At 69.2% G+C, this 22,458-nt stretch carries 15 protein-coding genes and 1 pseudogene; 6 read left to right on the top strand and 10 right to left on the bottom strand.

Annotated elements, in window-relative coordinates; all coding sequences use genetic code 11:
- Positions 1–9: 9 nt before the first annotated feature.
- On the bottom strand, positions 10–879 hold the full coding sequence (locus OO62_RS21210; protein ID WP_051733477.1) for a RimK family alpha-L-glutamate ligase: 870 nt from the start codon (positions 877–879) through the stop codon (positions 10–12).
- Complete coding sequence (locus OO62_RS21205) at positions 876–1,064, bottom strand: lysine biosynthesis protein LysW (protein WP_033269112.1); 189 nt, start codon at positions 1,062–1,064, stop codon at positions 876–878. The genes OO62_RS21210 and OO62_RS21205 overlap by 4 nt, the downstream gene beginning before the upstream one ends.
- Positions 1,065–1,316: 252 nt before the next feature.
- Between OO62_RS21205 and OO62_RS21200 the strand changes: the two genes are divergently transcribed.
- The gene (locus OO62_RS21200) at positions 1,317–4,418 is read left to right on the top strand and encodes an AfsR/SARP family transcriptional regulator (protein WP_228332595.1); all 3,102 of its coding nucleotides are present in this window, start codon (positions 1,317–1,319) and stop codon (positions 4,416–4,418) included.
- Between the two features lie 6 nt (positions 4,419–4,424).
- On the opposite strand, the gene OO62_RS39660 is transcribed toward OO62_RS21200, so the two are convergent.
- Positions 4,425–4,577: a hypothetical protein gene (locus tag OO62_RS39660; RefSeq protein WP_157850161.1), complete on the bottom strand. Its 153-nt coding sequence runs from the start codon at positions 4,575–4,577 to the stop codon at positions 4,425–4,427.
- Between the two features lie 520 nt (positions 4,578–5,097).
- Between OO62_RS39660 and OO62_RS21195 the strand changes: the two genes are divergently transcribed.
- The 4 genes from OO62_RS21195 (at position 5,098) to OO62_RS21180 (ending at position 11,755) form a co-directional block, all read left to right on the top strand.
- On the top strand, positions 5,098–6,513 hold the full coding sequence (locus OO62_RS21195; RefSeq protein ID WP_033269083.1) for a DEAD/DEAH box helicase: 1,416 nt from the start codon (positions 5,098–5,100) through the stop codon (positions 6,511–6,513).
- A 55-nt stretch (positions 6,514–6,568) separates the two neighbouring features.
- On the top strand, positions 6,569–7,177 hold the full coding sequence (locus OO62_RS21190; RefSeq protein WP_228332596.1) for a hypothetical protein: 609 nt from the start codon (positions 6,569–6,571) through the stop codon (positions 7,175–7,177).
- 185 nt (positions 7,178–7,362) lie between these two features.
- A complete protein-coding gene (locus tag OO62_RS21185; protein ID WP_033269082.1) occupies positions 7,363–8,427 on the top strand; it encodes a D-alanyl-D-alanine carboxypeptidase family protein in 1,065 nt (354 codons plus the stop codon).
- A gap of 502 nt (positions 8,428–8,929) precedes the next feature.
- A complete protein-coding gene (locus tag OO62_RS21180; protein ID WP_164993237.1) occupies positions 8,930–11,755 on the top strand; it encodes a helix-turn-helix transcriptional regulator in 2,826 nt (941 codons plus the stop codon).
- 124 nt (positions 11,756–11,879) lie between these two features.
- On the opposite strand, the gene OO62_RS21175 is transcribed toward OO62_RS21180, so the two are convergent.
- Positions 11,880–13,019, bottom strand: a complete 1,140-nt coding sequence (locus tag OO62_RS21175) for an RICIN domain-containing protein (protein WP_033269080.1) — start codon at positions 13,017–13,019, stop codon at positions 11,880–11,882.
- Positions 13,020–13,348: 329 nt separating this feature from the next.
- Entirely contained in the window at positions 13,349–14,785 is a 1,437-nt protein-coding gene (locus OO62_RS21170; RefSeq protein ID WP_033269079.1) for an FAD-dependent monooxygenase, read from the bottom strand.
- A 115-nt stretch (positions 14,786–14,900) separates the two neighbouring features.
- On the opposite strand from OO62_RS21170, the pseudogene OO62_RS41765 reads away from it, so the two are divergent.
- Positions 14,901–15,471 (top strand): annotated as a pseudogene (locus OO62_RS41765) (Lrp/AsnC family transcriptional regulator); the annotation flags it as partial.
- A gap of 572 nt (positions 15,472–16,043) precedes the next feature.
- Here the strand turns inward: OO62_RS41765 and OO62_RS21160 are convergent.
- The 5 genes from OO62_RS21160 to pgsB form a co-directional block, all read right to left on the bottom strand.
- On the bottom strand, positions 16,044–16,541 hold the full coding sequence (locus OO62_RS21160; protein WP_033269078.1) for a hypothetical protein: 498 nt from the start codon (positions 16,539–16,541) through the stop codon (positions 16,044–16,046).
- A 1,051-nt stretch (positions 16,542–17,592) separates the two neighbouring features.
- Positions 17,593–19,500 carry an ArnT family glycosyltransferase gene (locus tag OO62_RS21155; protein WP_033269077.1) on the bottom strand — a complete coding sequence of 636 codons (1,908 nt, stop codon included), beginning with the start codon at positions 19,498–19,500 and terminating at the stop codon, positions 17,593–17,595.
- A gap of 41 nt (positions 19,501–19,541) precedes the next feature.
- On the bottom strand, positions 19,542–20,582 hold the full coding sequence (locus tag OO62_RS21150) for an NlpC/P60 family protein (protein WP_033269076.1): 1,041 nt from the start codon (positions 20,580–20,582) through the stop codon (positions 19,542–19,544).
- A 43-nt stretch (positions 20,583–20,625) separates the two neighbouring features.
- Positions 20,626–21,108, bottom strand: a complete 483-nt coding sequence (locus tag OO62_RS21145; protein WP_033269075.1) for a poly-gamma-glutamate biosynthesis protein PgsC/CapC — start codon at positions 21,106–21,108, stop codon at positions 20,626–20,628.
- Positions 21,105–22,451, bottom strand: a complete 1,347-nt coding sequence (pgsB, locus tag OO62_RS21140) for a poly-gamma-glutamate synthase PgsB (RefSeq protein WP_033269074.1) — start codon at positions 22,449–22,451, stop codon at positions 21,105–21,107. The genes OO62_RS21145 and pgsB overlap by 4 nt, the downstream gene beginning before the upstream one ends.
- Positions 22,452–22,458 lie beyond the last annotated feature (7 nt).

Genomic DNA, 22,458 nt, shown 5'->3' with positions numbered 1-22,458 from the left:
TTCTCCGTGTCACACGGCTGAGGCCGTGAGGATCTCCGCGACGTAGGCGGCGAGGTGGCCGGCCACGTTCACTCCGTGCTGGGCGGAGGAGCGGGCGAATTCGGGATTGGCGTTCACTTCGAGCACGAGCAGCTCGCCGGTGGACCGGTTCTCGACCAGGTCCACCCCGTAGAAGCCGGGGCCGAGGGCGTCGACGACCTGGTCGCAGAGCTTCTCCATCCCCGCGGTGATCTCGATGCGTCGGACCTCGGCGCCCAGGTGGGTGTTGGTGCGCCAGTCGTCCGACACCCGCTGGATGGCCACCACCGGGGTCCGCCCGACGACCACCACCCTCAGATCGTGGCCGGGCTTGTCGATGTACTCCTGCACGACGACAGGGAACTGCTTGCCCGTGGCATCGGTGGACTCGCGGCCCGCGGCCCACGCCTCCACGCAGTCGGCGTGGGTCATCTTGCTGACCCCGCGTCCCCAGGAGCCGCTGACCGGCTTGACCACGGCGGGCATGCCCAGGTCGGCGACGGCCTTGCGGACCTGGTCGAAGCTGAAGGCGTGCCGGGTGTCGGGGTGCGGGATGCCGTGCCGCGCGAAGAGCAACGCCTGCAGTCCCTTGTCGTTGCACGTCTCGATCGTGGCCGTGCGGTTGAGGGTCCGGACTCCGGCGTGTTCCAGGCGGCGGGAGACGCTGATGGCATCCCGGTGGGAAAGGTTCCTGATCAGGGCGAGAGCGGGCGGGCCGGAGTGGCCCGCCACGATCTCGGCCAGATCCTCCATGAGCAGCGGTTGCGCCGTCAGACCCTGGTCACGCAGTGCGCCGAGGAGCAGCTTCTCCTCCGGGCGCAGCATCGTGACCGAGAGCAGGACCTGGTCGGAGGTTGTCACTCGCCCCAGTCCTCTTCCACCTCAGGAGCAAGGTCCAGACGTATGGCCGTGGCGGACTTCTCGACGACCTCGTGTTCCTGACCGCAGGCCCCGCACTCGGTGATCTCGCCCTTCTCCCAGTCCTCGCGCACCTCGAATTCGGTGTCGCATACGAGACAGCTGGCGACAGTGGTCGCAAGTGTCATGTCCATGACTCCTCTAATTGTGGAATGGCGTCGTAAGATTTGCCGACGCCGTTACTTGCGCAGGGATTTCGGTCCGCGCGCATTCCGGGTCCTCCGGCACCAGTGGATGCCTCGGGATGTCGGAGGGCGCCACTTTCGGTGGCTGCAAGAAGCCTGCCTGGCGGTGATACCACTCACCTACCGGTCCGGTACCGCTCGCTGCGGTAGTCGCGACCTGGTATTTTCCAGGCAGCACTAGGGGGGTGCGCATTGATGGGTGCAGAAAGAAGCGGTTTACGCTTCAACGTTCTTGGATCCCTGGAATGCCTGGTCGACGGGCATCGGATCAAGCTCGGCGGGCCGCTTCAGGAGCGCATTTTGACGTCCCTGTTGCTGGAGTCCGGGCGGACGGTGTCCATAGATCGCCTCGCCGAGACAGCTTGGGGAGAATCCGCACCCGATACCGCCAAGCAACAAGTGCGTAAAGCTATTGCCGATCTTCGACGGCGCATACCGGAGGGCCCGGGGCTGATCGTTACCGAGGACGCCGGGTACCGCGTGTCCGTGGAGCCGCTCCAGGTCGACCTGCACCTCTTCTCGCGCCATGTCCAGAAGGCCACATCCGACCGCTCCGAGGGAGAGTTCAGCGCTGCGGCCGGTGAGCTGCGGAAGGCCCTGGAGCTGTGGCGGGGGCCGGTGCTGAACGGGACGGGCGGACCGGTCCTCGGCGCGGCGTCCACCGTCCTGGAGGAACGGCGCCTGGCCGCGGCGGAGGAGCTCTTCGCGCTCAGACTCCAACTGGGCGAGGACAGCGGCATCGTCAGCGAAATACGCGAGTTCGCCGACGCCTACCCGCTGCGCGAGGGGCTGCGCGCCCAGCTGATGCTCGCTCTGTACCGTGCCGGTCGGCAGGCTGAGGCGCTCCACGAGTACGCCGCCATGCGGGACTTGCTGGCGGAAGAGCTCGGGATCAGTCCGTGTCCGGACCTGGCCGGCCTGTTCGAGAAGATTCTTCGGGCCAGCCCCGAACTGGACACGCCCGCACAAGCGCCTTCGGCCCCTTCCCCCCGACCGTCCGAGGACGGGGCACGCGCCACCGAGAACGCCCCGTGCACCCTGCCGTATGAACTACCGGACTTCACCGGCCGTCACCTGGAACTCAGATTCCTGCTCGACCGGGGACAGGCGGGCGAAGGGGCGCGCATCGTCGCCGTTGACGGGATGGGCGGCGCGGGTAAGACCACCCTCATCGTGCGTGCGGCGCACCGCCTGGCCGCCTCGTACCCGGACGGACAGCTGTACATCGACCTGCGCGGCTTCACCCCGGGGGAACACCCTCTTGCACCCGAGGAGGCGACGCGCATACTGCTGCGCTCCCTGGGGACACCCGACAGCGCGATCCCCGATGACACCGAGAACCGTCTCGCGATGTGGCAGGCCGCCTCGGCCTCGCGGAGACTGCTCCTCGTCCTCGACAACGCGGCCGAGGCCGCTCAGATACGCCCGCTCCTGCCCGTCACGTCCGCGTGCCTGGTCCTGGTGGCCAGCCGTTGCCGGCTGCTCGACCTCGACGGGGCCCACTGGATATCAGTGGGCACGCTGGCGCCGCAGGACAGTGCGGAGTTGCTCACCCGAACTCTCGGCGAGGAACGCGTCGCCGCAGACCCGGAAGCCGCGAAGTCACTGGCCACCCTCTGCGGTCATCTGCCGCTCGCACTGCGCATCGCCACGGCCAGGCTCCACAATCGCCCCCGCTGGACGCTGCAGTACTTCGTCGACCGGCTCCGCGAGGAGGATGCGCTGCTCACGGAGCTCCGCTCCACCGAACGCAGTGTCGCCACGACCATCCAGCTCTCCTACGAGGCCCTGGGGGAGGAGCACCGCCGGGCGTTCATGCTCCTCGGAGTGCACCCCGGGCCGAACTTCGACCCTCATGCGGCCGCGGCTCTCACGGGCATGACGCCCAAGGACGCGGAGCAAATGCTGGAGGACCTGCTCGACTCGCAACTACTGCAGCAGCACGAGGCGGGGCGGTACTCCTTCCACGACCTCATCCGCAGCTTTGCCCGCAGCCTCTGGGACGATTCCGTGCGGCACGAGAAGGACACAGCCGTCGGCCGGCTGCTGAATTACTACCTGGGTGCGACCAACGAGGCGTGCCGGATCCTGTTCCCCGGACTGCGCCAGTGTGCGTCCGCTCCGACAGGCAACGCGCCGGGGCTGCCTGCCTTCGGTGACGCACAGACCGCCCGCCGGTGGTACGACCAGGAGAGCAGGGGCCTGCAGGCCAGCGTCCGACTGGGACAGAAACACGACTTTCACCGCTTGGCCAGCTACCTGGCCAGAAATACGGTGCTCCACCTGCATGCGCAGGGAGCCATCCGGGACTTCCGGGAGCTGGCGGAGGTCGCGGTGGCCGCGGCACGTCGGGCGGCGGATACCCAAGCCCTGTGTCTGAGCCTGGCCAACCTGGCCTCGGCCCACCAGATACTCGGAGAGTTCCAGTTGGCGACGGAGGCCGCGGAAGAGGGCCTGCGGGTGGCCCGGTCGCACGGGGATTCCGTCAGCGAGGCAGCCTTCCTGGACCTGCTCGGCTGGGCACACATCGTGCTCGGCAGCCTTTCCGAGGGATACGACCTTCTGTTGCGGGGAATCCGGCTTCACCGCGAGTTCGGAACCCTTCGGCGGGAATCCATCGCGCTGTGCAATCTCAGCACCCTGCACCTGTGGCAGGGGCGGGTCACGGAAGCGATCGCGGCCGCCGAACGGGCCGTCATGCTCTGCCAGGAAGTCGGCGAGCAGGAGCACGAAGTAGCCGCCCTCAACGACCTGGTCATAGCGCACCTGGACGGAGGCGACGACGCATCGGCACAGAGGTACCTCGACAGGGCCCTGGCACTCGGCGAAGAATCCGTGATGCCCAGGAACCGTGCCATGTCCCTGGCTCTATGCGCCGTTCTCCACCAGCGGAACGGTCAGGGTGACGAGGTGATGACGCACATTGATCAAGCACTCGCGCTCGTCAGCCCTCTGGGTACGGTGACATGGCAGTGCGAGGTCGAGAACATCGCGGGACTGGTCCACCAGCGCGGAGGCGACCACGAGAAGGCGCTCGGCCTGCACCGAAGTGCCCATCAGAGGGCACTGAGCATCGGCTACCGCATGGGTGTGGCGCACGGACTGCACGGCATGGCGAAAGCCGAGCAGTCGCTGGGACGGCATGACGTCGCCCAACAGCACTTGCGCAGCGCCGAGGAACTGTTCGCTGCCATGAACATCCCCCGAGCCATCCTGGGCTCGCCCGGCCGTGCGCCTGTGTGCTGCACTCTTGGCTCTTTTTGCTGCAGCACACAGGCGTCGGGCGTCAGTCAGTAGCCCGGCTTACTGGTGGGTGGAACCCGGCCCCTCGTTGGTGGCCAGAATGTGCACACCCTTCCCCGCCCCGTCGGCCTCAAAGTTGTGCACCACCACGCCGGTCCCGAAGGCAACGGTCAACGCGATGATCCCGATCAGGCCGGCCAGCTTGCTACGCATGTTTCCCCCTAGATGTGCCCGTTCCTCTCGAACAGAACCGATATTGGTGCAGTCATGGTCCGTTTTTGTTCCATTTGCATACCCTTGCCTCGCCCCAGGGCCGGAGGCCGAGAAGGCATCACGCCGACCACGGTCGTGAGTGGTCAGGGGTGAGGTGCTCCGCCAGGACCTGCCGTTCCACCAGAGGCTAGGGCGCTGTGCCCGAACTCGCCCTGGCAACTGGCCAGTTGGTGGTCGCGAGGGCCCACGCTCCACCGCCCTCGTGCGGCCATGCGCTGCCCGGAGCGCTGCGGCGAGGCCGCCGCAGGCCGCGACGCCGGGGTTTCGTCTCACCGGCGCAGGCGGAGTGATCAGCACCACAGCACCGGGGCGCGCTGTCCCTGTGTGTTAGCCTCAACCGTTTGGACGGCTGTGACAGCTGTGACGGCTGGTAATTCTGCCCGTCCGGTTCCCCTTGTCCGTCGGCTGCTCCTTTCCTGCCGGGCCTTCCTCGGTACGTTCCGCATACGGAAGGCTCTTCATGAACCCCCCGGACCACCTCGGCACCTCGCACGGCGACCTCGCTCAGCCGGTGCCCCTCACCCCGGCGGTGCCCCCGGTCGGCTCCTTCGCCGACCTGGAACTGCCGCCCGCGGTGCTGCGAACGCTCACCGAGCTCGGCGTGCGCGAGCCCTTCCCGATCCAGGCAGCCACGCTGCCCAACGCCCTCGCGGGACGCGACGTCCTGGGGCGCGGGCGCACCGGATCGGGCAAAACCCTCGCCTTCGGCCTGCCGCTGCTCGTACGGACGGCCGGGCGGCGCGCGGAGCCGAAGCAGCCCCTCGCCCTGATCCTGGTGCCCACCCGGGAGCTTGCCCAGCAGGTCACCGAAGCACTCGCGCCGTACGCCGACGCGCTCCGACTGCGGATGGCCGCGGTCGTCGGCGGCATGTCGATCGGCCGGCAGGCCGCTGCGCTGCGCGACGGGGCCGAGGTCGTCGTCGCCACCCCCGGCCGCCTGCACGACCTCATCGAGCGCGGGGCCTGTCGCCTGGGACGGGTACGGATCACCGTCCTCGACGAGGCTGACCAGATGTGCGACATGGGCTTCCTGCCGCAGGTCACCGAGGTGCTCGACCAGGTGCACCGCGACGGCCAGCGGATGCTGTTCTCCGCCACCCTGGACCGCGACGTCGACCACCTCGTCCGGCGCTACCTCCATGATCCCGTCGTCCACTCGGTCGACCCGTCCGCGGGCGCGGTCACGACCATGGACCACCATGTGCTCGTCGTTCATGGCCCCGACCGGTATGCCGTCGCCACCGAGATCGCCGCCCGCGACGGCCGCGTTCTGCTGTTCCTGGACACCAAGCACGCGGTCGACCAGCTCACCCGGCACCTGCGGGCCAGCGGGGTGCATGCCGCCGCCCTGCACAGCGGGAAGTCCCAGCCGCAGCGCACCCGGACCCTCGCGCAGTTCAAGGACGGGCAGATCACCGTCCTGGTGGCGACCAATGTCGCGGCCCGTGGCCTGCACGTCGACGACCTCGATCTCGTGGTCAACGTCGACCCGCCCACCGACCCCAAGGACTATGTGCACCGCGCGGGCCGCACCGCCCGGGCCGGTGAGTCCGGCCGCGTCGTCACGCTGGTCCTCCCGGGCCAGCGCAGCGAGATGAGCCGCCTGCTGGGAGAGGCCGGCATCGCGCCGACGACCACCAAGGTGCGCTCGGGTGAGGCGGAGCTGAGCCGGATCACCGGGGCCAAGGCTCCCTCCGGCACCCCGCTCGACGGTGGGCCCGCCGCAGGCCGGGCCAAGAACACCAATGTCCCCTTCCGTGGCCTGGGCACCAGCAAGGACGCCTCCCGCAGAACCGGCGGCAAGTCCCGCAAGGCCAGCGAGGCCCGTATGCTCGCCGAGGCCCGCAAGGCAGCCCGGGTGCGCCGCGGCGGCTGAGAAGCGCGGCGGCCTTCGGCTTCGGGCAGGGCCGGTGGCTCCCGGCGTGTGTGCCATGGTGCTCGCCATGAAGTCTGAGTCGAGCCGTCCGGTGCGCCACATCGACACGGGACGATGGCTGGCGCAGTTCGCAGACCGCATTCTGGTGGTGTGCCCGTGCTGCGGGGGTCGCGCTCTCGTCGTGCCCCGGCCAGATCTTGAGGCACCTCGGTATTTCAGTGAGCTGATGTTCATGCCGCGCCGTCTCGTGTGCGCGGCGTGCGGGGCCACCCACGAATGGGAAGCCGAAGTGCAGGGCGCCGCACTCATGGGCGCGGCCATGGGCGGCACCGAGGATCCGTTCTTCCGGCAGCCGCTGTGGCTGCAGACCCGTTGCGTCGGGCGGATTCTGTGGGCGTACAACGAGAAGCACGTCGATGAGCTGGGCGCCTACGCCCGCGCCGTGCTGCGCGAACATCTCGCTTCGCCGACGACGGCGATGTTCCCGCGGCTTCCGGTGTGGATGAAACGAGCCGACAACCGGCCCGAAGTCCTGGCGGGCCTGGAGAGGTTGCGGGCTCTCGCCGCACGCTCAGCACCGAGTGACCGCTCCGATGCCGCTCATCGGCGGGACGACCGGCCGCGATTGCGCGGGAGCACGTTCTTTCGGGGCGGCCCCTACTAGGAGCTGTCCGACGGATCGGACCGCCTGAAACGATCAGTTACGCGTCCGCCGTACCCGGCCGGGCACCGCCGATCGCGCAGCAGGCGCCGGGCGCTACGCACGAGCAGCCATCGGGCAAGTAGATTCACCATGAACCGAGTTACTGCTACGGACCGGCGTTCCTTCGCCGGGAGGAGGGACGCCCCATGGGTTCCCACGCCCGCCCCAACCGCATACACCGCACCGGAGTCCGGGTCGCGATGGTCGCACTTGTCGGTGCCGCCCTGCCGATCACCGCCGGCGGCCTCGCCGAGGCTGCCACCCCGGGTGCCACACACTCCGCGGACGACAACGGCCACAAGGGTGGCGAGGCCACCACAACAGCCGACCAGAAGCAGGGCAGGCAGGGGCAGTTCCGGTCCGCCCAGGCGGCGCAGGGCACTGCCCGGGGCGAGGCAGCCGGGGCGCAGGACGCGAAGGACCAGGCCGCTCCTCAGATCAACGCCGACCACGCCTTCCTGCTGGACGCCCGCGACGGCAGCCAGGAGCGGGAGCTGTGGGGCGGGGCCAAGGCGGACGAGAGCGTGCCGATGGCCAGCACCACCAAGATCATGACCGCCCTCGTGGTGCTCAAGCACCCGGAGTGGCTGAACCGGCAGATCACGGTGAAGCAGGAGTACCGGGACTATGTGCAGAAGGTCGGCGGCAGCACCGCCGACCTCCAGACCGGCGACAGGCTGACCGTCGAGCAGATGCTGCACGCCATGCTGATCCCGTCCGGCGACGACGCCGCGATGGCCCTGGCCGACAACTTCGGCTCCGGGGGCACGCAGGACGCGCGGATCGCCGACTTCGTGAACCAGATGAACGTCGAGGCGCAACAACTGGGCATGACCGGCACGCACTTCGACAGCTTCGACGGCATCTCGCAGGGCAACAACCACAGCACCGCCCGCGACCTGGCCAAGCTCGGCCAGCGAGCAATGCTGCAGCCGGTGTTCGCCGACGTCGTGAAGAAGACGCAGTTCAAGACCGAGGCTCCGGCGGCCAACGGCCACATCCGGTACTACACCTGGGACAACACCAACAAGCTGCTGAGCAGCTACGACGGTGCCCTGGGCATCAAGACGGGCAGCGGCCCGGAGTCCGGCTACGCCCTCGTCTTCGCCGCCAAGCGGGACAACCGCACCCTGGTCGGCGCGATCCTCAGGGATGACCAGGGCCGCTTCGACGACGCCGCCAAGATGCTCGACTGGGGCTTCGCCCACTGAGCGGGCAGCGCGTTTGAGCGCGTGCCTCGTGGCCTGCGAGGTGCCGTTGCGAGCCCTCCAGCGCGGATGACGGGAGAGTGCGGCCGAATGTCGCTGCGCGGCCCAGGGCGAGCCTGAGAAGGGCGCCTGCCAGGCATCAGCCCTGGTCAGGCGCCCTTCTCTCGCGTCTGGAAGAACCCGGCGTCTTCGGCGAGTAAGACGCCAGCAAGCTCGGGGTCAGTGGCCCGTATCGCCAGCAGCCCTGTTCCAGCTCCGTGCCGGCCGGTGCGCTGTGCCGCTCACCGGCCCCCCACGGTGCGCCGCAGGCCCGTGCCTGCGGCGCACTGTCGCATCCCACTCAAAGGAAGGACTGCGCCGACGGAGCTCCACGGCTGCCTTCGCCGACGAGCGGACCTTGTCCGGGTGACGGTCGTTCACTAGGCACATCCAAGACATGTGCTATGAAACACCTGGCATTACACGGCGTGGGGGCGAAGTGATGGCTTCATTCGAAGGTTGTCTGGTGGGTCGTGCGGCTGAGATGGCGGTGCTGTCCAGGCTGGCGGACTCCACGCTTGCGGGCGAGGGGCAGGCCGCGTTCGTCGTGGGTGAGGCCGGCCTCGGGAAGACCACGGTGCTGGAGCAGGCCGCAGCGGCCGCAGAGCGCAGGGGCCTGCAGGTGCTGCAGGGGAGTGCCCAGGATCTGGAAGAGGCATGGCCGTTCGCGTTCATTTCACGATGCTTGAGGCTGGAGGAGTCGCCCTCGGATGCCCGGCGGGCCCGGGTCGCCGAGGTGCTGCGTGGCGATGCCCGCTACGGGGTGCCGGGCGCCAAGAGCGAGGCGGCCGGGGCATACGCCGCGACGATCGAGGCGATGATCGGGCTGGTCGAGGACTTGTGCGCACAGGGGCCGCTGGCGCTGTTCCTCGACGACCTCCAGTGGGCGGACTCGGCAAGCGTGGCCGTGCTGCACAAGCTGGTGCGTTCGGTGCATCAATTGCCGCTTCTGGTGGTGGGTGCTCACCGGCCCGTTTCCCGAGCCGGGGAAGTCGACCACCTGTCGCGGAGCCCGATCGCCGGAAATCGCACCCTGCTGGAGCTGGCACCCCTCGATACGGAGGCCGTGGCGGCTCTGCTGGCAGACCTGTGCGGCCGGTCGGCCGGCCCGCGACTGCGCCGTATGGCCGAGGGAGCCGCAGGAAACCCGCTGTACCTCACCGAGTTGATCGCCGCGCTGAGGCGCGAGCACGCCATCGAGACCGGTGAGACCACGGCGGACGTCGCCGCCGGCTACTCGCTGCCGCCGCTGACCGCGCTGGTGACGCACCGGCTTCGCCATCTGCGTGATGACGTGCTGCAGGTGCTGCGTGTCGCCTCCGTACTGGGCGCCAGTTGTACCACCGCCGAACTCGCAGCGGCGGTGGACCTTCCGCTACGTGACCTGCTGGCCGTCATAGGGGAGGCCGAGGCAGCCGGGGTGCTGCGGGACACCGGTCAACACCTGCGCTTCCGGCATGAACTCATCCGGCACGCCTTGTACGACGCCGTGCCGGGGTCGGTCCGGGCGATGCTGCACATGAGAGCAGCGCAGTGTCTGGCCGAGGCCGGGGCAGCTCCCGAACGCGTTGCCGAGCACCTCCTCAACGGGCTGCCGAGCCCGGACTTCCTGATCACGTGGCTGGAAGGATCCGCGGCACGGCTCACCACGCGGGCCCCGACCATGGCTCTGCGACTGCTCACCACAGCGCTGGAACTCGGCGACCCCACGGCTGCCGGGTACGCCAACCTCCGTCTCCACCACGCCCTTGCACAACTTTCCTGTGGTCTCCTCGCCGAGGCGGAGGAAAGCGCCCGCTGCGCCCTGGCCAAGGCGCCTGATCCCGGGTGGGAATGCCTGATGCGCTGGATCGTCATCCAGGCCGCGTTCGCCCGTGGCCGGCCCGACCTGGCGCTGGCGGAGGCGCGGGCCGGATGCCGGCCGGACGTACCGGAGATCGAGGCGGTCCGGCTCCAGGCGTTCAGCGCCGTATGTCTCTTCGCGCTGGGCGACCTCACCGAAGCCGGTGCGGTCGCCTCACGTGCCCGGCGCGCGGCCGACAAGGCCGGCGACAGTCAGGCCCTGGCCGGCGCCCTGCACGTACTGGCAGCCAAGCGCTTCCTCGAAACTCCTGATGCCGAGGCGGTTGAACTCGCGCGGCAGGCGTCCCGCCTCACGCCCGACACGATGCACCCGGCGCAGTGGGTGGGGCTGCAACTCGCGCTGGTGAACTACTACGTCGACCTCGATCTCGGGCACGACGCCCAGCGGACCCTCGCCGCCCTACGCATCCCGGTGGAGCGCACCGGGGGGATGTTTCTGCCCTGGTACCACCTGTCCTGCGCGCTCCTCGCGTTTCACGCGGGGCGCTGGGACGATGCGCTGGCGGAGATCGCCTCAGGTCTCGACTGCGGCGGCCAGGACGCGCTGAGCCGGGCGCTGCGGGCGGTGGCGGCACTGATCGCGGTGCACAGAGGCAGGCGGCCCCTCGCCGAGGCACATCTGACCGCTCTGCTGACCGAGGTCGACCACTCGACGGTCGCCGCCTTCTACGAGTATCTGCCGTTGTGCGCCGGTGTCCTTCTGGACGAAGCGCGGGGCGATGCCCGGCGCGCCTACTCCCGACTCGCCGAGGCGTTCGACAGCGGCGTCGGGCATCTGCCGGGCCAGCTGATCCTCGGCTTTCTGACACCTGATCTGGTCCGCCTCGCCCTGGCACACGGGGACCAAGCGAACGCACAGCGATACGCCGCCGCCGCGCAACGGCGCGCCGACCACAGCGGCGGCCTCTACCACCTCGGTGACGCCTACCGCTGTCAAGGTCTGCTGAGCGGGGACCCCGATCTGCTCATGGAAGCGGTCCGCTGCTACCGCAACGCTCCGCGGCCACTCAATGCGGCGCACGCCCTTACCGATGCGGCGGAACTGCTGGCCCGTAGGGGGCGGCTGGATGACGCCCGCGTCCTGCTCGATCAGGCGCTGGACACGTTCGCGCGGATGGGTGCGGTCCGGGACGCGGCCCAGGCGACGTCCCGGCTGCGTGCGGTCGCCGTTCGCCGGGGCTCACACCGGACCCGAACCGGTTCTCGCGACGGCTGGGAAGCACTCACCCATACCGAACGTCTGGTTGCGGAGCACGTGGCCGAAGGGTGTTCCAATCCCGAGATAGCGTCTCGGCTGTCCATCGCCCGAAGCACCGTCAGCACCCATGTGTCCAGCATCCTCAGAAAGCTGGCGATGACCTCACGGGTCGAAATCGCCGCGGAGGTGACCCGCCGGCAGAAGTCCGGGGGGCCACCTCCGCAGGACTGACCCCTTCGGGGCTCGACGCGTTGTTCCCCGGCTCCGTTCGCGGAGGCCGGGGAACCGTCCGACGGCGTGCCGTCAGATCACGCGGCGGACTGCACTCGGGTCACGGGGGAGTGCCCGGTACCGGTCAACGGTTGTTGACGCACTCCGGAGCGGGGCTGTCGCTCGTGCACAGCACCAGGTCGCTGCTGCGACTGTCGGTGCCGTCCTTCGCGGGCACGGTGGCGGTGCCGTCGCCGGACCAGGTGTCACCGAGATCATTGGTGAACGTCCACTTGCCCGTCACCGTCTTCATCAGCTGGCCTCGCATGGCCCAGCTGTAGTTGCCCGGCTTCACGGATATCTTGTTCGCGTCGCTCACGGCGTCGGTCTGGGTCCACGAGTGCTCGTAGCGTGCGGTGAGCGCCGTACTGACCTTGGCCGTGACGAATTCGACGTTGACCCCGACCTCGCTGGTGACGGTGAGGGAGGTGCCCACCGTATTGGTCTGGGACGTGGTCTGCGTCCAGGTGATGGTCCGTTCCCCGGCGTCGGTGCTGTTGTTCCACACGTTGGAGCTGACCCGCTTCAGGTCCCCCACGGAAGCCACGCTGTCGCCGGTGACCGCGTAATCGCACGACTTGACGGTGCCGGCACCGTTGCTGCACTGCTTCAGGGCGTACGCGGTGGCCAGGTCCGCGAGGGTGGGGCCCGTGTAGTCCGGGCTGGGCGTCGGGCCGACGGTCCACTCCTGATTGTTGGCACCGTTGCAGTCGTGGATACCCACGGTTGTGCCGTCGTTACTGCTTCCCCCGAACACATCCATGCACTTATCGGTGTTGACGTTCCGGATCAGGTAGTAGCCGTCACCACCGTTCGAGGGCTGCAGATACCAATTCTGCTTGCTGTTTTTCTGGTCGCAGTACGCCGGCTCGACGAGGTGGCCGTTGTCGGTGTTGAAGTCGACGCACTTCTGCGTCTTGTCGTTGCGGATCAGGAAACTCCCGTCCCCGTTGGGAAGGATGCTCCAACTCGCCATAGGTGACTTGTTGATGACCATTTCGGTCTTGTAGTCCGGTGAGTCCGCAGCCAGGTCCAATGACGGCGCAAGGCCGTCGCTCTGGGGCAGACGCGGCGACAGGGACAGGCCGGTCATGGCGGGGGTGTCCGCGTGAGCCGTTCCGGTCGTGAGCGGAGAGACTGAGGTGGCGAGGGCGACGAAGGCGACCGCGGCAAACGCGGCCGTCGTCCGCCGCGCTGGCCCGTGGGGGGTCGGCTCGGTGATCATGGTTATTCGGTTCTCCTCGGGCAGTTCTTGCCTGTGGGGGCGGGTGGGTAACCGGCCCTCTTGCCGCGGCAACGCCTTCGGACGAGGGGGGAAGCGTCCCGTCCCTGGCTGTGGCCCTGCTGCGGCGGTGCCAACGTACGGAGGTCCGCCCGGTGTTACATCCGTCAACTGACGGAGGACTTGCCTGCAAGGGCACTCGCGGCGGTGTCGCCTTCTCTGTTCGACAGGGCCACGAAGGGCGTGGCCGTGGTTCCCGCGGTATGCGTCACCATCGGCGCCCACCGACGACCGCCGGCCTCTCCATGACGGCCGGCGGTCTGAACGTCGGCTCAGCGGGGTTCGCCGAACCAGCGGTTGAGCGCCGGTTCCGGGTCGGCCGCGCCAGCCCAGCACACGTAGCCGTCCGGCCGGATGAGCATCGGTTCGGTGCGGGCGCCCTGGCCCACCCGGTCCACCCGGTCCGACCAGGGGCCGGCGACCCCGGCGAACGTGTCGCCCGGGTCCAGCAGGATGCCGTGCCCGGAGCGCAGCAGTTCGTGCACCCGGGCCGGGCCGAGATCCAGGTCCGGTGCGGGCCGGCCGACGAGCGAATGGGCTTCGGTGCCGTGCAGGGGATAGCGGATGGCCATCCCGGACATCAGGTCGGCCAGATGGCGCTGGGTGTCCGGCAGTTGGGCCATGGCGGTGAAGATCTCCCGGGCGGCCAGCACCTCCGGATCGCGGGTGCCGGCCCAGTCCATCAGCAGGCTCTGTGCCCGGACGTTGCGCAATACGGCGGCCCCGGCCGGATGCCGTTCCGCGTGATACGTGTCGAGCAGATTCTCCGGTGCCCAGCCGTGCACGGCGGCGCCGAGCTTCCAACCGAGGTTGAGCGCGTCCTGCATCCCGGTGTTCATGCCCTGTGCGCCGAGCGGAAGGTGGACATGGGCGGCATCGCCCGCAAGGAACACCCGCCCGTGGCGATACTGCTCGACCTGCCGTGACGCGTTGGTGATACGGCGGGCGTAGCGCAGTTCGAGGAGGTGCACCCGCGGTCCGAACACGGTGCTCAGGCCATGGCGGATTTCGTCTTCGGTCACCGGGATATCCCTCGGCAGTGACCGGCCCGGCCCGCCGAGGACCAGTCGGTGCAGCTGTCTGCCCTGCGGATCGGTGCCGAGCGGGAACACTGCCGCCCAGTGCCCGTCCTCGTTCCAGGTGTGCGACGTCGGCGCATCGACGCCGCCCAACCGCACGTCGGCCGCGGCGATCGTCAACGTACCCGGCTGACCGGGGAATCCGGCCCGCAGCAGCGACCGCACGGCGCTGTGAGCGCCGTCGGCGGCGACGAGGTAACGGGAACGGAGGGTGGCGCCGTTGGCGAAGGCCGCGGTGACCCCGTCGTCGTCCTGGGCGAGGGCGACCAGTTCGTGGTCCCGCCGGACGTGGAGGCCGTGCGCGGCGAGATGCTGCTCGAAGAATTCCTCGATCACCACCTGCGGCACGGACCGCCATGGCAGACGGTGCCGGTTGGCGTCGTGCGGGAGGGGGATACCGGCGAAGTGGCCAGTGATGGCGGGGTGCTCTCCGGTGGCCAGCAAAGGCTCCAGCAGCCCTCGTTGGTCGAGCGCCTCCAGCGTGCGGGACTGCACGCCGCCGGCCCTGGACAGGTCGCTGCGCTGCGACAGCTTGTCGGCCAGCACGGTCGACACCCCCGCTATCAGCAGCTCGTTGGCCAGCGTCATTCCGGTCGGGCCGGCGCCGACGATGAGCACATCGGTGTCCACGGACTCTCCTCTGCTTGCGTTGATCAGGACAAGAGCAACGCTCCGTCGGCCGAGCCGCCCAAGCCAGAAACCGGCTCCATTGCGTTGAAATCTGACACCTCCTAACTTGATCTCGGTGGAATCCGACTACGACGAGCTCGATCGGCGGCTCGTGCACGCCCTGCAGATCGACGGCCGTGCCCCGTTCAGCACCATCGCCGAGGTTCTCGGCGTGTCGGATCGCACCATCGCCCGCCGCTACGCCCGGTTGCGGTCGACCGGGGCGGTACGGGTGCTCGGCGGGGTCGCCCCAACCGCGCTGGGCCCGCACCCCGCGCGTGGAGGGCGTGACCGCGCACTCCGTGCTGCACGCCTTCTACGGCGGCCCGAACAACCTGGTCGGAAAACTCGGGTGGCTGGACGAGGAGGCGATCGAGCGACTGCGCCCGCCTCCGATGCCACATCGACGGGGACCGGTGCGGCTCGACGACGGTGACCGCAAGCTCCTCGCCCTGCTCGCGACCGACGGCCGGGCCGGGTTCGAGCAGTTGGCCGCGGCGACCGGCTGGTCGCCGACGACGGTCCGGCGCCGGATGACGGAGCTGCGCGAACACGGCCTGCTCTCTCTCGACATCGACGTCGACTGGCGCATGTTCGGCGCGCACGCCCGAACGTTGCTCTGGCTCTCGCTCGCCCACAGCACACTGCTTGTCACCAGGTCGGCGCGCTCCCTGTCACCAGCAGCGCGCGAGCACGGCGGATGTCCCCGGCTCCGGCGCTGTGAGTGCGCCGCTTGGTCCGTAACTGGCGGAAAGCGCTGGTCGGGAGCGGGCTGCCGGTGGGAGGAACGGGGAGAGGCAACCTCTACCGGCCGTCGGCCCAGGCGGGCCGCGCGAAAGGCGCCCGACCGGTAAAAGACCATGTCAGGCGCCATTCATCGGGACCTTGGAAGAACCCCAGCTTCTTCGGCGAGTAAGACACCAGCAAGTTCTTCGTCTGCTGGTGTACAGCGTTCACGGTGGTGCTGACCTGCTGAAATGGTGGTGATGACTGCCATCGGGGGAGCATTGGTCCGCATACGGTCCGGATCTTGGCGTCAGTTCCTGCCTACTGAGCCAGGTCTGTCGTCGCGCCACAGGCAGAGGCCCCGTCAGAAGTTGCCCGGTGGGGCCTCTCGTTGCTGATGCTGCCTGGTGCGACAAGCGCGGAACCGGGCAGCGTGTCCACGCTTCACGGACGTGCCGGCCCAGGAAGATCAGCAATGAAGAGACCCGCCCGATCATTGAAGCCTTGAACACTCCGCATGCAAACGCTGCGCCGTATTGAGGTCCCTTCTATAGCTCCAATCGTCCCTGGGAGAGAAGCCCAGAAGGGCACTGAAGAACTCCACGGCGCCTGACGTCAGAGCTTCCAGGACGTCCTTCTCTCGGCCTACGGCCGCCCGCTTCTCCTCTCGGTCGGTAAACTTCGCCAAGATTTCTCCGCGGCCCATCTTTTTCAGGCTGAAGGTAAACCTGCGCTCTGGAAAATTGAGCACCCCACTCCGGCCCGCCATGAAGCCCTCAACATAGGTGAGGAGCAAAGACCAGAGTGCATCGATCGTGTCGGTGTCACTGCGTCCGAGGATCAGGGAGTCACCGACATAGAGCTCGATCCCCCCTTGGATTCGCCGATCCCGGGAGAAGGTGATTCCGGCAAACTCAATGGGCGTGAATTCTCGGGAATCGGAAACCACGAAGGTTCGCAGTTTCACTGTCACTGCTTTGTCGCGCGTCATGCCGCACCTGCCGTTCGGAGTCTCACTTATGGGAGCGGAGCCGCCTGGTAGATCACTGCCTGAATCGATCCTGGGGTAGCGGCGAAGGCTCCGCCTGGTGGGTGACTGGCCAAGCTCGGCGTGCTGCCAGATGCTCGTCTTGCCTGGCTCCGGTCGCTTGGCCAGCTGGTATTCGGCGGAGAAGGGGTGGCGGGGGTCCTTGTCGTCAGAGCCCTGGTAGAGGGTGTTGGTCCGGGCATGGTCCGGATCTTGGCGTCAGCTTCCTGAATGCGGGGCAGGGCCGTCGGGCACTGGCCTGGAAGGGTCTCCCCTCAGGCCGTGGCCGCGGCCGCTGCAGTCGGCACCAGAGCGACCAGGGCGGCATAAACAGATCCGGATCGTGCGAGCCGGTCCGAGCAGTCGCTCAGCGTCTGCACGGTCACCGTCGGGTGGTGTCGATCGGGTTTCCGGCACCGACCCTCTCGTAAGAATGGTGAGTAACTCCCTCGTAAGGTCAGACGCCGGCTCGGGAACGGTCGTCCTGCGTCCAGGCAGACGTCCGTGGCAGCCCCCGATCCTGCCGGCGTTGGAGACCACGGCGCCCCGGGGCCGCCGCGGCCGAAGTGTGCGAGGCGGCTGTGCAGCGGCCCGCTAAGATCCTTGAGGTAGCGATCCAGAGCCTGCCGTGGCCGAGACCGCGCGACACGGCGAGGGCACAGTCTCGTATGGCAGCCGCGCCCGCACAGGTCGCCCGCCCGGAATCCCCCGGGGTGATCGAGCCGAGCTCTTCCACGTAGCCGAGCGCACTGTCGGCGTAGGCCGGCAGGGGCCGGCCAGAGATGGTGGCGCTGCTCGAGGCCCCATGGAGCGCAGGGCGATCCGGGCCGCCGCCTGCAGATCGTCCATTGGGTGGGCCACGTAACCTCGCACTGGCCGACGTAGGTGACGCCCCATCAGCGAGTGTGCGAAGCCGTCGTCTGTCCCGGATGCGGAGTGACGATGCAGCCGCCTGCGTACGGGAGCCGTCGCGGTCCGTGAGTGTGTAGGCCCCTGAACTCGCCGTGGGAGGAGGTCATTTGCCTCCAGCGCAGTCGTAGAGGGTGAAGCTTCCGTCCGAGATCTGACCGTAGGCGCTTGGGGAGACGCGGGTGCAGCTTTTCTTCACCCAGACCGACGCCGGAGTGGACGGTCGGCGCGTGGTGAGGAGGGCGTAGCGCAGTTGGTGGGCGGAGACCAGGTCCCTGAGCCGTGGTGCGGTCGGATAGGGGGTCAGGCCGGTGAAGCCGCCCATGACCAGGAGGGGTTGGGGGGTGGCGCGCAGCAGGGGCTCGGCGCCGTACGCGGCCTGGGTGGCGAGCAGGTACTTCTCCCCGGAACGGTGCGCGGAGAGGTAGTCCAGCAGTGCGGTGTCCCGTGCGGACGGTGTGTTCAAGGGGTTCCGGAGGACCTTGGCCCGGTGATGGTGCGTACCGTGGAAGCCGGGGCCGACGGGGCCGGCCAGGGGTTCGATCGGTGAGCCGGGGTAGCGCGGGTTCAGGCAGGAGGCGGCCCAGACGGCCGGGGCGAGGAGCACGGCCGCCAGCGACGCCGCCAGGGCGCCGTGCATGGCCGCTCGGGTGGTGCGGGGCCCGCTGGTCCACAGTCCGACGGTCCCGCACAGGCCGAGCATCAGCACCACCGGCAGCAGCCAGGGCACGAATTCGCTGTGCGGGCCGTCGATGACCGCGGCCCACAGTGCCGTGAGCCCGACAGCGACGGGCAGCGCCGCCCGGCGTCGGCCGCCGGCGCGGTACTCGGACCGGAAGAGCGCGATTCCGCCACCGGTCAGCGCGGCGAGGGCCGGGGCCAGTACGGCCGTGTAGTAGCCGTGGTTGCCGTTGGAGTTGCTGAAGACCACGAGGTGCATCACCAGCCAGCCGCCCCAGAGCAGGAACCCGGCCCGCAGCCCGTCGGTGCGCGGTCGTCCGGCGCGCCACCACACGCCCAGCGCCAAGGCCAGTACGGCGAGCGGCAGGAGCCAGGCGATCTGCGGGCCCACGTCATGGTTGACCACCATGCTCCACCCAGTGTTCCCGCTGGTGCGGCTGGCGGCGGTCCCGGCGACGGCGCCCAGCGCGTGCGGGTCGTGGCCGAAGCGGCTCAGCCCGTTGTAGCCGAAGACCAGGGTGAAGGGGTTGTTGTTGCTGGTTCCGTCGAGGTAGGGACGGTTCGCGGCGGGGGAGGCCCATACCAGCAGCAGCCAGGAGCAGGAGACGACGAGTGCGGTGAACCCGGCGAGCAGCAGCCGCCGGGCCCGGTCCCACCAGGGGCCGGGCGCTGCGAACTGGTACACCGCGGCGAAGACCGGCAGGACGAGCCATGCCTGGAGCATCTTGGCCTGGAAGGCCAGTCCCACCCATGCCCCGCAGACGAGCAGCGGCAGCAGTCTCCCGGTACGGACGGCCTTCTGCAGCGACCCCGCCGCCAGGACCAGCAGCAGGACGAGCAGGGTGTCGGGGATGTTGTGCCGGTTGAGCGCGACGGTGACCGGGGTGAGGGTGAGTGCCAGCGCGGCCAGCAGCCCTGCCAACGGCCCGGCCCAGGCACGCACGATCCGGTGCAGCGCCCAGACGGCGAGGAGGCCCTCCAGCACCTGCGGCAGTACTGCCGCCCAGTTGTACGGCCCGAGGATCCGGACGGAAAGGGCCTGCGGCCACAGCGCTCCGGGGATTTTGTCCACGCTGATCGAGCCGCTCGGGTCGAGCCCGCCGAAGACGAAGGCGTGCCAGTCCGCCGCCATCGACCGCACGGCCGCGCTGTAGTACGGGTGCACCGCGGCACGGTCGATGGCCCAGGTGTAGAGCACCGCGGCGGCTGCCAGGATCAGCAGCAGGGCGTATGACTCCCGGCTGAGGGGGGTGGGTTGCCGGAGCTTGGCGCGGACGGCGCGGATGCGGTCGTGGCGGTCGGTGGGGTCCCGGGTGACGGGGACGGTGGCCATGGCGGGGTCTCTCCTGGGGCGGCGGGCTGGGGACGTCGGCTTCACAGGCGGCGGGCCATGCGGAATCCCTGGGCGTAGAAGCCGGAGCCGTCGAGCGTCGCGCGGCCGGCCAAGTCGCCCATGGTGGGCCCGTTGGCCCGCGAGCGGCTGGAGTAGAAGCGCGGGCGCCCTTCGGTGTCTGGCCCCAGGTAGATGCCGCAGTGGTCGATGCCGTGCGGTCTGCCGATGTCGATGGCGAAGAAGACGAGGTCGCCGGGGAGCAGCTGACTGAAGTCGGCAGGCGGCCGGCCGGTGTTCGGGATCAGCACTACGCCGGGGGCCCGGGTGGCGATGGCGTAGGCCCGACGGGGCAGGCCGATCCCCGGGTTGTTGGTGGCGTGCATGGGGTAGCCCATCCGGTAGCCCCAGACCAGGCGCATGAAGCCGGAGCAGTCCACGGCCCCGTAGCGCTCCTTCTCCGGGTACTTGCGGGTGCCGTCCGGGAAGGTCCAGGGGACGCCGAGGTAGTCGTAGAAGTCGGACTTCTCGTCGCGATAGTGGAACGACGTCTCCGACTGCCCGGGAACACGCGGCCCGAAGCGGGCGTTGCCGCCGTAGCGCAGGCCCGATGCGGTGTGCAGATCGGGCGCCCCGTCGCCGTACTGGAAGGCCACGGCGAAGGCGTCCGGACTGCGGTCGGCCAGGGCCTTGGGGAACCACTCCCGGAACCATCGGGTGTGCTCCTTGCCCTGGCTCCATGCGCTGCCCATCAGCCGTATCCAGGCGTCGCTGCGCACCACCGCACTGGTGGTGCGCGGCTCGCTCCAGGTACGGGTCGGGCCGGTCAGCAGCGCGGTGCGGGCGCCGTCGGTGAAGGTGGCCAGCACGCGGTCGTCGGCGGCGCGCACCACCGTACGGGCGGGCGCGGCGCGGCGCTCGAAGCGGTAGCCGCCGGCCGGTACCGGGACGTCACTGTCCGGTGCGTCGCTGCGGAAGTGGTGCCAGGCGTATCCGGTGACCGCTCCGGCGGAGGCCAGACCGGCGGCACAGACCAGGACCTGGCGGCGACTGGGCCTGCCGGACGGGGTGGGGCGGGTGCCCATGTGACCTCCTCGACGTGCGGACGGGTACGGCGGATGCGTGCGGCTAGCCGACGGGCAGGGCCCCCAGCAGCAGCCCGGCGACCAGCACCACATACGTGCCGAGGGTCACCGCCGTGGTGGAGACCACGGTGGCCGCCAATGGCTGGCGGACCAGCTGATAGGCGATCAGGCCGGGCACGATGAAGCCCAGGGTCTGCGCGGTGTACAGGAGCGGGAACTCGTGCTGGAGGGCGAGCATCACCGTGGTCTGGAGCAGCACGGCGGACAGCACCACGGCGGCGAACAGCCGCTTTCCGTAAAGGATCACATGACGCTGGAGGAGCTTGGTCGCGGCGAGGGTGAGGGCCGTGACGCCGATCATCATCGCGGCCCGGACCACATCGGTGACCAGGGTCAGCGCCAGCCAGCCGGGGGTGATCATGCCGCCGGGGGAGAGGTTGGTGGTCAGATAGCAGATCAGCGAGAAGAGCAGTCCGAGGGCGATCCCCAGTGCGGCGGTCTGCGGAGTGACGATGACGGGGATCACAGCGGGTTCCTTGCGGTTTCGTTCCGGGCGTCGGCAGGGGCATCGGCATGGGCGGAGGAGGGGCCTTGGGCGTGTGCGCCGGACGTCGGGCCGTTCATCGACCCCACCCAGCTGTACGGCTCCGCCTCGGGCGGGTGCGCGACCGGAAGCGGCTCGTCGGCGTGGTCCGGGGGCAGCTTGCCGAGGTGGTCCAGGAGGAGTTCGCCCTGGCCGTGGATATTGCCGACGGCCACCAGCGAGGAATCCGGGGCCAGTTCGGCGAGGAGGGCGTGGGTCAGCTCCTGTGCGTCGCGCCGGTCGCCGCCCAGGTCCACCACCCGTCCCGGCGAGCCCGGCGGGATGCCGTCGCGGGCGCTCTTGGTGGGATGCCCGATGAGGAAGACCGTCTCGGGGGCCAGGTCGGGGACGATCGCTCCCATCTGCCCATTGCGTTCCACCCGGTCCGGGCGGCAGTTGATGACGAGGTTCAGCGGGCGGCGGATCGCCCCGAGTTCCTCCAGCTGACGGACGTTCATCAACGTCGACTCGGGGTCGTTCGCGGCGAAGACATTGGCGAAGCGCAGCCGCTTGCCGTCCGGTGTGCGGTAGCGCTCGACGGAGAGCACACCGGGGTCCGGCGGCGCCTCCCGCATACCGCGCAGGGCGGTGGCCCGGTCCACACCGAGCAGTTCGGCCACGGCCAGCGCGATGGCGACGTTCTCCTTGAACGTGAACCAACTGAACTCGCGCAGCTCCTCGTCGGTGACCGACTCCGGATCGACGGCGATCAGCCGGCACCGCCGCTTGTCCGCCTCCTCTTCGAGGATGTGCAGCCGCTCCTGCTCGGCGGTGACGCAGACCCCGCCGAACGGCATCGACCGGGACAGCGAGCGGGCGACATCGTCCAGCGTCGGCCCCATTTCGGCGAGGTGGTCCTCGCGCACGTTGCACAGCACGCCGATGGTGGAGCGGATCAGCTTCTCCTGGTTGACCTCCTGCAGCGCGGGCATCACCGCCATGCACTCGATCACCAGGGCGTGCGGCCGGTACGCCGCAGCGCGCCGGACGATGCCGATCTGCTCGACGACGTTCGCGATGCCGAACTTCCGGTACACCGGCTCCTCGGTGGCGTCCGGGTGGATGAACCGGGCTGCGGTGCCGGTGGTCTTGGCCACGGTGACCAGACCGCCGCCGCGCAGCGCCCCCGCGCACAGCCGGGTGATCGAGCTCTTGCCGCGAATGCCGTTGACCAGCACCCGGGTGGGAATCTGCGCCAGCGCGGCGTAGTGGCGCCGCTGCTCCAGCACGCCGGCGACCAGCAGCACGGCACAGCTCAGCAGCAGGACAACATAGAGGAAAAGCACGTCGGTC

The organism is Streptomyces lydicus (assembly GCF_000717345.1).
GTDB classification, from domain to species: domain Bacteria; phylum Actinomycetota; class Actinomycetes; order Streptomycetales; family Streptomycetaceae; genus Streptomyces; species Streptomyces lydicus.
This window is presented reverse-complemented; position numbering and strand designations above follow the sequence as displayed.